General features: G+C 68.5%; 3 protein-coding genes. 2 read left to right on the top strand and 1 reads right to left on the bottom strand.

Features of this window, described 5'->3' with window-relative positions:
• Positions 1 to 145: 145 nt before the first annotated feature.
• The gene (locus AC2TEW_RS09780) at positions 146 to 1,375 is read left to right on the top strand and encodes an AI-2E family transporter (RefSeq protein WP_484622957.1); all 1,230 of its coding nucleotides are present in this window, start codon (positions 146 to 148) and stop codon (positions 1,373 to 1,375) included.
• Between the two features lie 261 nt (positions 1,376 to 1,636).
• Here the strand turns inward: AC2TEW_RS09780 and AC2TEW_RS09775 are convergent, their stop codons facing one another.
• A complete protein-coding gene (locus AC2TEW_RS09775; RefSeq protein ID WP_484622956.1) occupies positions 1,637 to 5,803 on the bottom strand; it encodes a LamG-like jellyroll fold domain-containing protein in 4,167 nt (1,388 codons plus the stop codon).
• Positions 5,804 to 6,287: 484 nt separating this feature from the next.
• Between AC2TEW_RS09775 and AC2TEW_RS09770 the strand changes: the two genes are divergently transcribed.
• Positions 6,288 to 13,820 (top strand): polymorphic toxin-type HINT domain-containing protein, encoded by a 7,533-nt coding sequence (locus tag AC2TEW_RS09770; RefSeq protein ID WP_484622955.1) that lies wholly within the window; start codon positions 6,288 to 6,290, stop codon positions 13,818 to 13,820.
• Positions 13,821 to 13,824 lie beyond the last annotated feature (4 nt).

Below are 13,824 nucleotides of genomic sequence, written 5' to 3'. Positions count from 1 at the left end.
GGCCGGACCGCGCGGCCGGACCACGCGGCCGGACCACGCGGCCGGACCGCGCGACCGGTCCCGGCCCTGAGCCGGTCGGGCTGACCCGGGCCGCTCCCCGGCGCGGGAGCCGCCCGCCCCGGCCGGTCGCCGGTATGCAGGACTGATGTCCTACCAGCACCCGGTCCGGCCGGGCCGCGGCCACCGATTCGGACGCGGCGACCGATCCGGACGCGGCGACACATCCGGCCGTGGCGGGCGGTCCGCCCGCGGCGACCGGCCGGCGACCCGACGGCACGCCAGCGCGAACCAGGGGCCGGGCCCGTACGCCGGGCCCGCCCTGCGGCACCTGTCCGACTACGCCTGGCGGCTGCTGGTGGTCGCCGGGGCCGGATACCTGATCCTGATGGTGCTCGGGAAGTTCCACCTGGTCACGCTGGCCTTCTTCCTGGCGCTGGTGATCACCTCGGTGCTGCGCCCGCTGGTCGACCTGCTCGCCCGGCGGATGCCGCGGTCCCTGGCGGTGCTGCTCGGACTGGTCGGGGCGGTGCTGGTGATCGCCGGCCTGCTGGCCCTGATCGGGGAGACCGTGGCGATGGAGGCGTCCAGCCTCGGCGAGGAGTTCACCGGAGGCGTGGACCGGCTCGAACGCTTCCTGGCGGGCAACCCGTTCCACATCGACCCCAAGGTCTTCGACGACCTGCGCGGCAAGGTCACCACCTACGTCTCGGAGCACCGGTCCACCCTGATCAGCAGCGCCCTGAGCGGTGCGGGGCGGGTGGCGGAGGTCGCGACCGGGGCCGCGCTCGCGCTGTTCACCACCGTGTTCATGCTGCACTCCGGCGACCGGATGTGGCTGTGGACCAGCGGGCAGCTCCCGGAGGGCGCCCGCGACCCGTACCACCGGGCCGGGCGCACCGCCTGGCGGACGTTCTCCGGGTACACCCGCGGCATCGTCATCGTGGCCGGTACCAACGCGATCCTGGTCGGCATCGCGCTCTTCCTGCTCGGCGTCCCGCTCGCGCTGCCGCTGACCCTGCTGGAGTTCTTCGCCTCCTTCGTCCCGCTGGTCGGCTCGCCGATCGCGATGGTCGTCGCGTCGGTCGTCGCGCTGGCCTCCCGGGGGCCGGTGATCGCGCTGGTGGTGCTGGCGCTGATCGTGGTGATCGGCCAGATCGAGGGGCACCTGCTGCACCCGCTGGTGATGAGCTGGGCGGTCAACCTGCACCCGGTGGTGGTTGCCGCCTCGGTCCTGTGCGGCAGCATCGCCGCCGGGGTGATCGGCGCGGTGGTCGCCGTCCCGGCGGTCTCGGTGGTCTGGGCGGTCACCAGGGAACTGCGGCGCGGCGACGAGCCGACCGACGCCGCGGACCGGGCGGCCGGAAGGTCCTCCTGACGGCGCGCGGCCCGCTGGACGGCGTGCGGGCCCGAGCTCCCTCGGCGCGGGGGAGCAGTGGGAGGGGAGCGGGCGGTACGGGGCTGGAGAGCATGCCTTCGGTGGGGTGGGAGATCTGCAACGCCACAAGGGCATGGCGCTCTCCTTTCGACTCCGAGGAGGAGGCGCTCGGTGCCTTGAGGCCGGCTCGGGGGAGCAGCAACGCGGCCCTGCCGTCCAGGGTGGACGGCAGGGCCGCTGTCGGCAGGAAGCAATTGCTGGTCAGCCGAGTTGGGTGAAGTTGGGCCGGTCGGTGTCGAGGGTGGCGATGGTGGCGGAGGTCAGGGCGGTGTTCCAGGTCTGGACGTCGCTGATCTGGCCCGGGAAGTAGTCGCCGGTCTTGGCGCTGCCGATGGTGAGAGGGCCGCTCGAGTTCCAGGGGCTGGGGTTGCTGCCGGTGGCGACGAGGGTGCCGTTGACGTAGAGCTTCATGGCCTTGCTGGTGATGTCGTAGGTGGCGACCAGGTGGGTCCACTTGTTGAGCTCGGGCGGACTCGGGGCGGCTGCGGGGGTGGAGAAGCCAGGACCGGCGGTGTCGCTGTCGGGGCTGATGAAGGTCCAGGCGCCGTAGGCCTTCGAGTACTGGAGGTAGAAGGCACTGAGGTTGGTGCCGGACTGGCCGACGACGGTGGCGTAGCCGTTGGTGTTGGTGAGGTAGGCCCAGGCGGAGATGGTGTAGCTCTGGGTGGTGTCGAGCACCGGGCCGGTGGTCTTGGCCGTTGACGGGCTGTTGCCGTCGAGGTTGAGGGCCTTGCTGGTCCGGCCGGTGCTGATGGTGGCGGCCCCGGTGAGGGTGAGGTTGTTGGCGGGCCGGACGCTGTCGGTGGTGTCGGTGAGTGTCCAGCGGTCGCTGGGCTGGTGGACGGCGCCCATGGGGACGGGGGCGCCGAATCGGGCGAGGCCGCCGGTGGGCCGAATACCGGGGTAGCGGGTGATCTCGCCGCCGGTGGTGGTGTAGAGATCGGGGTAGGTGTCGGCGTCGATGTCACCGGGGGAGGAGATGGTGGTCGTCCGGTTGCCGCCACCGATGGCCAGGATGTTCTGTGGGGCGGGCTGGGTGGTGCTGTCGGCGGCGGTGGTCCACTTCTGGTTGCCGTCGCTGTTGCAGCCCCAGATGACGAGCTTGTTGCCGGGGGTGTTGGAGGCGAACGGGTCGTCGAGGCACCGGCCGGAGTTGGTGTTCTTCAGGCTGCCGGGGGTGGGGCCCGGTTCCCACTGCTGGGCGGCCGTGCCGTTGCAGTCCCAGATCTGCACGGTGGTGCCATCGGTGGTGCCGGAGCTGCTGACGTCCAGGCACTTTCCGTTGACCCGGACGGTCTTGTCGGTGCCGAAGGTGACCTGCTGGGCGCCGGTGCCGTTGCAGTCCCACAGCTGGATGGCGGTGCCGTTCGCGGTTCCGCTGTTGGTGCCGTCCAGGCACATGGTCTGCCCGGCGGCATTGCGGACGCCGGAGACCAGAGTGGAGGCGGCAGGGGCGGTGATGGCGGTGGTGGGCATGCCGTTGGCGAAGGTGAGGGGGTAGCTGGTGATGGCTCCGGTGGAGTTGTCGCGGGCCCACAGGGTGGGTGCTCCGGCGACGGTTCCGGGGGCGATCAGGGTGGTGTTGGACCAGTCGCCGGTGCCGATCCGGACGCCGGTGCCGAGGTAGCAGCCGTCTCGGAAGGTGCCGGGGTAGTACCAGAGCTCCTTGTTGTCGACGGTGATGAGGTCACTGGGGGTATTGGGCTGGGCGAGGGCACCGCCGGCGAGGATCTGGGTGACCCTGTTCCAGGTGCCGTCGGAGCCCTTGGCGGGGCAGCTGCCGACATTCTTGATGTTGCTGTAGCCGCCGTTGGTGAAGTGCCCCGGGACGCCGGCTTCCCCGTTGATCAGCGTGCTGCCGTCATTGGGGTAGAGCCAGAGCTGGTGGGTGTTCTTGTTGAAGGCGAACAGGTCGTCGATGCTCGAGCTGACGGAGCCTCGGTGTGTGATGAGGAAGTCGGACCAGCTGGCCCCGCCGGGGCTCTGCGCGGGCGTGGAGGCGGTGACCGGTGTGGCGTTGGGGTCGGTGCCGCCGGAGATGAGGACGAGGTTGCCGTCGGTGGTGGTGGCGGCGAGGTCGGGGACGCCGTCGCCGGTGAGGTCGCCGGGGGCGACAGTGGTGGTCGGGTTCCAGGGCGCGAAGAAGTTGTACTGGGCGACGGTGGCCCGGGTGTTGCCGGCCTTGTCTACGGCGCGGACGAACAGGGTGTGCGCCCCCCAGAGGTCGCGCGGGACATCGATCGGTACGGCCGCGGTGGCGTTCCCGGCGCCGGTGGCGGTCGCCGCGACGGAGCGGGCGCCGACGGCGGCGATGCTGGCGTCGAGTGAGTACTCGAAGCGGTCGATGCCGCTGCTGACGCAGGCGGCGCGGTTGCAGCCCCCGGGGGTGGGGTCGTTGGCGGTGACGGTGACCGTGGCGCCGGTGTCGCCGGCGTGGCCGGTGGGTGCCTTCGTGCTGCCGATCGGGGGGAAGGCAGCGTTGTCGGTGATGGAGGGGATGCTCGGGGCGGTCAGGTCGACCTTGAAGTAGCAGTAGGGGGAGAAGGCGCTGTTGAGCGTGCCGTCGTTGGCCCAGGTGTTCCAGCCGTACTGGTGGCCATCGCTGACCATGCCTCCGATACTGGTAAGGACGGTGCCGCCGCTGGCGACCCAGTTGCTGGCGAGCCAGGCCGCGTCGGCGGAGCCACCGCTTCCGTTGTCGACCATGTCGTCCCACACGTGGTAGCCGGCGCGCAGGTTGACCCCGCTCATCCTGGTGCTGAGACGGGCATTGAGGGTGATGTTGGAGACGCCGTTGGTGGAGCCGGTGTCGCCGATCCAGCCGGGGGTGCCGTCGCAGCCGTTGCCGTCCGGGTTGTGTGGGCTGGGGGTGCTGCCGATGTCGCCGGGAACGTCGGGTGCGATGTCGAAGACGGTGACGACGTACGGGTTGGCGTTGAACCGCATGAAGTCATTGTTGGTGCCGGACTTGGTCTCGTTGCCGTAGATGCCGACGGTCCAGGTGTCGCCGTGTCCGGGGATCTTCTGCATCTGGCCGGTGACGTCGAAGACGGCCTCATGGTTGCCGCAGTGGTTGGAGATGTTTGAGCTCTTCGGGTACTGGGTGCTGCCGAGCCAGCCGTCACCGGCGACCCAGGGCTGGTTGGTGTTCCAGGAGACGTCGGACCTGAGCGCGCTGACGGTGGCCAGGGCGACCGGCGCCTGGTGGTTGCAGTCGAAGACCGCACCGTAGGTCTCGGTGATGTGGAACTCCGACCGGGAGACCACCATGTCGCCGGTCAGGTTGCTGGTGTTGAGCTCGTAGAACGACCGATAGAGGCCCTGGCAGGTGTCCCAGTGCTGGTAGCCGACTCCCTGGCCGTTGTCCTGGGCGATGTCGTAGGCGCCCTGGCCGGGACAGCCCTCCTTGACGGTGGCGAAGTGGTTGGTACCGGTGGTGACGGGGCTGACCGACGGGTCGATGTACAGCGGCCAGACGGTGTCAGGGCCGGTCAGCATTCCGCTGTCGGGGGTGAGGGTGAGTGTGCCGGCCTCCGCCGTGAGGGTGATCGGCTTGACCTTGGCGCCGGTACCGGGCTCCCGCTCGGTGGACCCCGACTGAGGCGGGACGGCGGCGCTATCCGGGGCGGCGGCCGATCCCCGGGCGGCGGACTTCGCCTTCGGGGCGGCCGCTTGCGTGGCGGTGTCGCCACCGGCGGTGGACGAGTCCCACATGACGGGGGCGGGCGCGGCGAACGCTGTGCTGCCGTCGGGGGACTTCGCGGTGAAGGTGCCGTCCTGGCCGGCGGCGAGCTCGAGGCCGGTGCTGGTGCCGGTCGCGAGCTTGAGGGACTGGAGCTTCGGGTTCGCGGCTGCGGCCGCGTCGTGGACGACCAGGACCTCACGCAGGCCGCCCTGGTCGGAGGCGATGACCTTGAGGTCGACCCCGGGCAGGACCGCGCTGTAGGTGGCAGTGTCGCCGGAGAAGACCGGGGCGGGAAGGGAGACCGGGAAGGTGAGTGAGAGCCTGCGGCCCTTGACATCGGCCAGGGTGGCGAGCGGGCCGGTGCCGCCCCCGGAGAGAGCCAGTCCGGATGGGGTGGCCTTCGGGGACAGCGTGCCGTCGCTGTTCCTGGCGAGCGTGGCGTCCACCCCGGTCCAGGTGCCGTTCCTCTTCACCCGGGCAGGGAGGATGTGTGAGGTCAGGCTGAACGTGCCGTCGGGGTTGGCCACGGTCTGCGCGGTCTCGGTGGTCAGCGCGTCCACGGTGACCGGCTTGCCTGACGTCGCCGCAGCCGTACGAGCAGCGGCCAACGGGCCGACCTGCTCATTGGTGGCGGGCGCAGCGGCTGCGGCGCCCGCCGGCATCCCGGCGAGCAGGAGACCCATCAGTACGGCCGATGTGGCCAGTTGTGTGCTTGGTGACCTGCGGCCTCGCCGACTGGCGTGGCCGCGGGCCTTGGCGGATTCCCCCACGAGATATCCCTTTCCGGAAGGAGCACGGCATCATTCGCAGCTTTCGTGACGGAAGTCACACCGTTCGTGTCGGAGCTGACGAAGTGTCGGATTTGGAACTCATTTGTTGGTCTTCGTCCTGTGGCGATTCCACAGGTCAGCGCTGCCATGGCAGTCACTCAGGAAGCTTGCCGGGAAAGGCTATTGCTGCTGTCAGTGCGTGGCAATACGGTTCTCGCTGACCGTGGTCGGGGGTGGTTTCTGGATGGATCGCGCCCCGGCATTCGTCCTCTCCCCCGAGTGAGGGTCAGCTTTGCGCGCGAGGTATCACACATTCCTACGGGCCCGGGCCCGGGCCTGGGGCAGACGGGGGACGGTCGCGGTCGCGGCCTTCACCGCGTTCTCCCTGACGGTGCCGGTGGCTGCCGCCGCCGAGGTCGTCATCGGTCCGTTCCAAGCCATCGACCGCAGCTGGGCGGCCGACCCGCTGCCCGAGTCGCCGAAGGTACCCGGACATCCTGCGGATGGACGGGACGCGAAGCCGACGACGCGCGTACCGGCCGGTGCACGTGAACTCACGCAGCACGCGGTTGTTCCGGTCGCCTGGCCGAAGGCCTCGACCAGCCAGGCCGACCCCACGTCGGCGCCGAAGCCGTCACCGGTCTCCCTGCGTGTGGCGACCCCTGTCGGGCCGATGGCCACGTCCGCAGCGAAGAGTTCGCCGCCTCCGTCGGTGAGGGTGCAGGTCGCCGACCGAAGCCAGGCCAAGTCCGCCGACGTTGACGGTCTGCTGGTCGGCCTGACCCGCGCCGACGGCGGCTCCGGCTCCGACAATGTCGCGGTGTCCCTCGACTACACCTCCATCGAGCAGGCCTACGGCGGAGGCTGGGCCTCCCGCCTGCACCTGGTCAGGATGCCGGCTTGCGCGCTCACCACCCCCGAGGTGGCGGCGTGCCGGGTGCAGCAGCCGATGGAGTTCACCAATGACCCGCTGACCCGCAAGATCACCGGTACGGTCGCACTTGCCGGGGCGGCCTCGCCGGCCAAGTCGGCGTTCGCCGCGCCGATGGCCACCGCGGCGGCCTCGGGAGGTACCGCGGTGGCCGCGGTGGCGGGCACGGGCGGCTCGCAGGGCGACTACACGGCGACATCGCTGTCCGCCGCGGGATCCTGGTCGGCCTCGGCGGCCGGGTCGTTCACGTACAGCTACCCGGTCACCGTGCCGCCGTCGCTCACCGGTGACGCACCCGTGGTCGGTCTCTCGTACGACTCCCAGTCCATCGACGGTGAGACCTCGGCACGCAACTCGCAGTCCTCGTGGATCGGCGACGGCTGGTCCTACAGCCCGGGCTTCATCGAACGCTCCTACAAGGCCTGTGCGAACTCCGGCATCAAGGACTCCGGCGATCAGTGCTGGGCCGGCTGGAACGCGACCCTTTCGCTCGGCTCCCACACCGGCCAGCTGGTTCGGGACAGCGGTGGTTTGTACCACCTCCAGACCGACGACGGGACGCGGATCGAGCGACTGACGGGTGCGTCGAACGGACTCTGGGAAGGCGAGTACTTCAAGGTCACCACGACCGACGGTACGGCCTTCTACCTTGGTCTGAACCACGCACCGGGTACGACCACGGATGCTGCGACCAACAGCGCCTGGGGCGTGCCTGTCTACCACCCCAACAACGGTGATCCCTGCTATTCGGCTGTCAAGGGCAAGGACTCCCAGTGCGACAAGCAGCCCGGCTACCGGTTCAACCTCGACTTCATCGTTGACCCGAACGGCAACGTTCAGCGCTACGACTGGGCGAACGAGTCCAACTACTACAACATGGGCTACGGGCAGGTCGCCCAGAGCGGCACCGGCGGAACCCTGACCGCCTACACCCGCGGCGGGTACCTGACCCAGATCTCCTACGGCTACAAGCTCGCCGACGCCGTCGGCGGTCGGGAGCCGGCCGCGAAGGTCGTCTTCAACACCGCCCAGCGCTGCACCGTCTCCGATGCCGTATGCCAGTACGGGAACCTGTCGAAGACCACCGCCACCAACTGGCCGGACAGCCCGTACGACCTGAACTGCCCCTCCACGGACAAGACCTCCGGCACCGGCGACGACGTCTGTCAGGTCGCGGCTCCGACGTTCTGGTCGACCTACCGGCTGAAGTCCGTGGACACCAGGATCCGCACCGGGTCGGGCTGGCAGGACGTGGACTCCTACACGTTGACCCATGCCTTCTCGGACGCCGGCGGCACCATGGACCCCGTCACCGGCAAGACGCAGGACCCGAAGAACGTCGGTGCCCTCCAAGCCGTGATGTGGCTCCAGTCCATCCAGCACACCGGCAGGGACACCTCGGCGGGCGGCACCGACAGCATCCCGCTCGACCCGGTCACCTTCACCGGAATCGAGATGGACAACCGGGTCGACGGCCTCACCCCAGCCGCCCCGCCGCTCTACCACCCGCGCATTTCCAGCGTCCAGACCGAGACCGGCGCATCCATCGCGGTCACCTACCGCGACCCCGAGTGCTCGCGTTCCAAGGGCACCATGCCGATCTCCGCCGACAGCAACACCATGGCCTGCTACCCGGTCTACTGGGCCACTCCGGGGGCCAAGGACCCCATTGCGGACTGGTTCAACAAAACCCTCGTCACTCAGATCGCCTCCAGTGACCGCACGAAGGCCGGATCCCCCGGACATGTCGTCAAGTACGACTACATCGGCGGCGCTGCCTGGCACCGTGACGACTCCGAGCTCACCGACGACAAGTACCGCACCTGGAACGACTTCCGCGGCTACCGCACCGTCACCACGACTGCCGGCACCGCTCCGGACCCGATCACCCAGAGCACGGTCTCGTACCTGCGCGGTATGGATGGCGACTACAAGGCCGACGGGACCCGGCGCAGCGTCAAGCCGGCCAACTCGCTCGGGGAGCAGATCACCGACAGCTCCTGGCTTGCGGGCACGCCGCAGGAGGCTGCCTCCTACACCCAGGCTGGCGGAACCGTCACCGGCAAGGCCTTGATCGACGAGCCTGTGGTTGCGACAGTGCTCGATCTTCCGCGCACCGCGTGGACCTCCGAGACCCCGGCGCCGGCGCGCCTGTCGACCCTGCCGGACCTGACCGTCCACCGGACCCAGGCCGTGTCCTCCCGCTCGCTCGGACTGATGTCGGACGGCGTCACCTGGCGGACCGCTCAGGATCGCACCACATTCGACGGCCTCGGGCGGGTGTCGAAGGTCGACAGCACGGGTGACCTCGCAGTCCCCTCGCAGGAGACCTGCACCACCACTTCCTACGCGGCTGCTCCGGTCGGCAATCCCATGATGCTCGGCTACCCGAGCGAGACCGTCACGGTCGCCGGGTCGTGCTCCACTGCGGCCGGCAGCGCCACGACGATCAACCACAATCGCGTCTTCTACGACGGTGACGGCACCGTCACCAACCCCGGCGCGCTCGGTACCCTCGGTCAGAACGGCTCCACGCTCGGCCTCGTGACTTCGAACCAGATCATCACGGGCTACGACGGCGCCGGCGCTCCGCAGTTCCAGACGACCGGCGCGGTGGCCTACGACGGCTACGGCCGGGTGATCAAGAGCCTGGACGTTGGTGGTCAGGCGACCCTCACGGCGTACTCCCCGGCGACGTCGACGCTGCCGACGTCGTTCTCCACCACGAATCCGATGGGCTGGACCGGTACCAGCAGCATTGCGCCGGCTCGTGGGCTGGTGACGAAGGCGGTCGACGCCAACGGCAAGGTCACCGAGTCGACCTACGACACGCTGGGCCGCCGTCTCGCGGTGTGGACCCCGGGCCGGGACAAGGCGACCCAGAGCCCCGACCGCAAGTTCGGCTACTCCGTGCACGGCGCGGGCGACAACCCCGACCCGACAACTGTCACCACACAGACCCTTCTCGAGGGCGGCCTCTACAACACCGCCGTCACTCTCTACGACGGCTTCCTGCAGCCCCGTCAGGGCCAGTCGACCCGACCCGACAACGGTGCCGGGCGGCTGATCTCTTCCGCTTTCTACGACTCGCACGGCTGGAACGTCCGCAGCATCGCCCCGTACGTCGACACGACGACTGCGCCGGGTACAACCCTGTGGGCGGAGACCAACCAGACCGGACCATCGGTCACCCAGATCGGCTACGACGGTCAGGGCCGTGCCGTGACCAGCTCGCTCCGTTCCTTCGCGGACGTGCTCTGGCAGTCCGCAACCATCTTCAAGGGCGCGGACCGGGTCGACACCACTCCGCCCGCGGGGGGAACCGCCACCACCACCTACACGGACGCGCTCGGGCGGACCACCTCCACCGTCGCACGTGACACCACCCCCGACCGGCAGCTGGCCGGCGGGACGACGATCACGCCCGGAACGTCCGTGCTCTCCAAGAGCGTCCGGTTGTCGATGCAGGCCGACGGAAACCTGGTCCTGACCGGCATCGCCAGCGGCCAGGTGCTCTGGTCCAGTGGTACCGCGGGCCACCCGGGTGCCTGCGCAAAGGTCACGGCCGACGGCAACCTCGTGGTCCTCGACACCAACGGCACCACCCAACTGTGGTCCAGCGGCTCCGGCACCCACCCCGGCGGCTACCTCAAGGTCCAGGGCGATGCCAACCTCGCCCTCTACGACGCGGCCAACGTCAAGATCTGGTCCAGCAACACCGCCAACGCCGCACCCGCCGCCGACATCACCACCACTTACACGTACACCCCTGGCAGCCAGCTCGACACCGTCAAGGACAGCGCCGGAAACACCTGGTCCTACACCTACGACCTGCAGGGTCAGCTCACGTCCAAGACCGACCCCGACACCGGCTCGTCCAGGACCACCTACGACCAGTACGGCCGCACTGCCACCACCACCGACGCCCGAAACCAGAGCCTCGCCTTCAGCTACGACCTGGCGGGCCGGCGGATCGGCGAATACTCCGGGACCAGCACCACCGACAGCTCCAAGCTCCTCGCCGAGTGGACCTACGACCAGAAGTACAAGGGCCTACCCGACAGCTCCACCCGGTACGTCGGCGGGAAGACCGGCAGCGCCTACATCAAGAAGATCGACTCCTACAACTCCAACTACCAGCCCACCAGCACCACCACCACCATCCCGGCGGCCGAGGGCAACCTCGCCGGGAGCTACACCGCCAGGACCGACTACACCCAGGACGTCGGCTGGCTCGGATCCACCACCTACGGCACCGAAGGAGGTCTGCCGGCCGAGACCGTCGGGTACGGGTACAACGCCCAGGGCCTGCTGATCGGCGCGGGATCCGACTCCACCAAGTACTCCGGTCCCGTTGCCTACAGCCCGCTCGGTCAGGTCCTGCAGACCACCGTCGGTATGCCCGGCAAGCAGTTGCGTACCAACCGGACGTACGACCAGGCCACCGGCCGGCTCGCCACCAACAAGGTCACCCTCCAGACCAACACCGCCAACCCCATCTCCAACACCACCTACGGCTACGACCAGGCCGGCAACCCCACCACCATCACCGACACCCAGTCCAGCGGCGGAACCGACCGCACCACGGACACCCAGTGCTTCGGCTACGACGCCCAGAACCGCCTGACCACTGCCTGGAGTGACACCGGCGGCATCACCGCGGTCACCGCCGGTCAGCTCGCCAAGTGCGTCAACACGCAGCCGACGCCGGCCACCATCGGCGGCCCCGCCCCGTACTGGATCGACTGGCAGTACAACCAGCTCGGCGACCGCACCCAGCAGGTCCAGCACGACATCACCGGCAACCCCGCCAAGAACACCACCCAGACCAGCACCTACCCCGGCGCGGGCACCGCTGTCGCGGCCCAGCCCAACACCGCCACCGCCATCACCACCACCAACCCGACCACCGGCACCACCACCCTCACCCCCCACTACGACCCCGCAGGAAACACCACCAGTCGCGATACAAGCGGAAGCAAGACCGGTAACCAGGCCTTCACCTACAACGAAGAAGGCCGCACCGACACCGTCACCACCAACGGCACCGCCACCAAGTACGTCTACGACGCCGACGGCGGGCTGCTCGTCCAGCGCGGGCCGACCACCGGCTCCAACGTCCTCTATCTCTTCGGTGGCGCCGAACAACTCACCCTCAACAACACCACCAAGGCCGTCGCCGGGCAGCGGTACTACTCCTCACCCGACGGCACCGCCATCGTCCGCTCCAGCAACGGCACCATCAGCTACCAGCCCACCAGCACTCAGGGCACCGCCCAACTCCAGGTCGACAGCACCACCCTCGCCATCACCCGGCGCAGCTTCGACCCCTACGGCAACCCGCGCGGCACCCCGCCCAACGCCTGGGCCGACAACCACGGCTACCTCGGCCGACCCACCGACACCACCACCGGCCTCAGCCTTCTCGGTGCCCGCAACTACGACGCCGCCATCGGCCGCTTCCTCACCGTCGATCCCGTCTTCGAGGCCGGCGACCCGGACCAGATGGGCGGCTATACGTACGCCGCCAACAACCCCATCACCGGCAGCGACCCAACCGGCCTGATCGCCAACCGGTTCGACATGAGCGGCGGGGACGCACCACCACCGCAGGGTGACTACCACGACACCCTTGGTGGCTTCATCGACGAAGGTCTCGAGATCGACAATCTCACGGCCAAGGTCCTCTTCCCCTGGGCCGCGCCGATCAAAAAGAAGATCAACTCCGCTATCTCGGAGTCGGTTTCAAAGCATTTGAAACCCAGGAAGAACACGTCGCAGTACGAGGCGGGGAAGTTCCTGGCAGATGCATCGACCCTTGCGGTCGGTCCCGAGATCGAGGTGGAAGGTGGGCTCAGCGCATTTGCCCGACGCTACGCGGCCAAGATCGGGTCCAAGGTCAAGGGGCTTCTGACCAAGGGGGCCGAGGACAGCGCTGCTGTCGCCGAGAACACGTTCGACGACACCCTGCGCCTCGGAAAGACCGACAAGCCCGCCACGCCCAAGGGCGACGACCCCCACCCTCCGTCCGATCCCTCGCCACCGGCCGAACCCGCCGCCGAGCCGTCGAGCCCGAGCGAAGGGGCAGGCGGAGGCGGCCATGAACCGGAGCCGGTCACCTGTAGCTTCACCCCCGACACTCCGGTCCTCATGGCGGACGGGGCGGCGAAGCCGATTGGCGATCTGTCCGTCGGTGACCAGGTCGAGGCGGCGGACCAGCACGACGTCGGGACCCAGGGTGCTCAGCCCGTCACGGCAAAACTGGTCCACTCGGACGAGGACCTGATCGACGTCACGGTCAAGGATGTCGCGGGGACCGACGTCACTCTCCACACAACCGCCCGACACCCCTTCTGGGACGAGACGACGGGATCGTGGACGCCGGCCTCGGACCTCGTGGCAGGCCACAGCCTGAAGAGTGCTGACGGCAAGCAGGTACAGATCGCCTCAGTGGTCGCAGTGCCCGGTACCAAGTCGATGTACAACCTCACCGTCGCCAGCTTCCACACGTACTATGTGCTAGCGGGCAAGACGCCGGTCCTCGTCCACAATGAATGTGGTCCCGAAATTCAGGACCTCGGCGCCATGACGAGTGGTGCCCAACAGAATATCTGGACCATGAGTTCGCGTGATAAGGGACTTGCATTCGAGGAAGAAATGGGATTCTCGAACCTTCCAGCAAACCATCAGGCATTTGACCAGTTCGAGCCTGACACGGGTAATGCGATCAGCCTCAAGGCGATGGATACGAGTCTCCCCAGCTTCCAAGTTAGGGGCCAGCTGTTCCAGCGCCTTAAGGGAGCGGTTGACGATGCGGCAAAGTATGATGGAGTTGGGCCGTACGCGTTCACTGATCCGGCGAATATTGGAAGCCGATCGGTCTACGTGATCCTAAGGTCCGGAACGCTCAATGACATGCATCTAGCGCAGATGTCCAGAGCCGTAAACTACGCGCAGGAGCGAGGAGTCGGCCTCTTCTTTGGGCATACAAGTGGATAGTTCA

The sequence above is a fragment of the Kitasatospora sp. NEAU-CNBT7 genome (genome assembly GCF_057220535.1).
The sequence above is the reverse complement of the archived record's forward strand: the minus strand, read 5'-3'. Positions and strand labels throughout refer to the sequence as shown.

What these genes read in the sequence shown, in the direction of transcription:
- AC2TEW_RS09780 (WP_484622957.1), top strand. Translation starts at nt 146, where the DNA reads ATGTCCTACCAGCACCCGGTCCGGCCGGGCCGCGGCCACCGATTCGGA.
- AC2TEW_RS09775 (WP_484622956.1), bottom strand. Translation starts at nt 5,803, where the DNA reads ATGGGTCTCCTGCTCGCCGGGATGCCGGCGGGCGCCGCAGCCGCTGCG.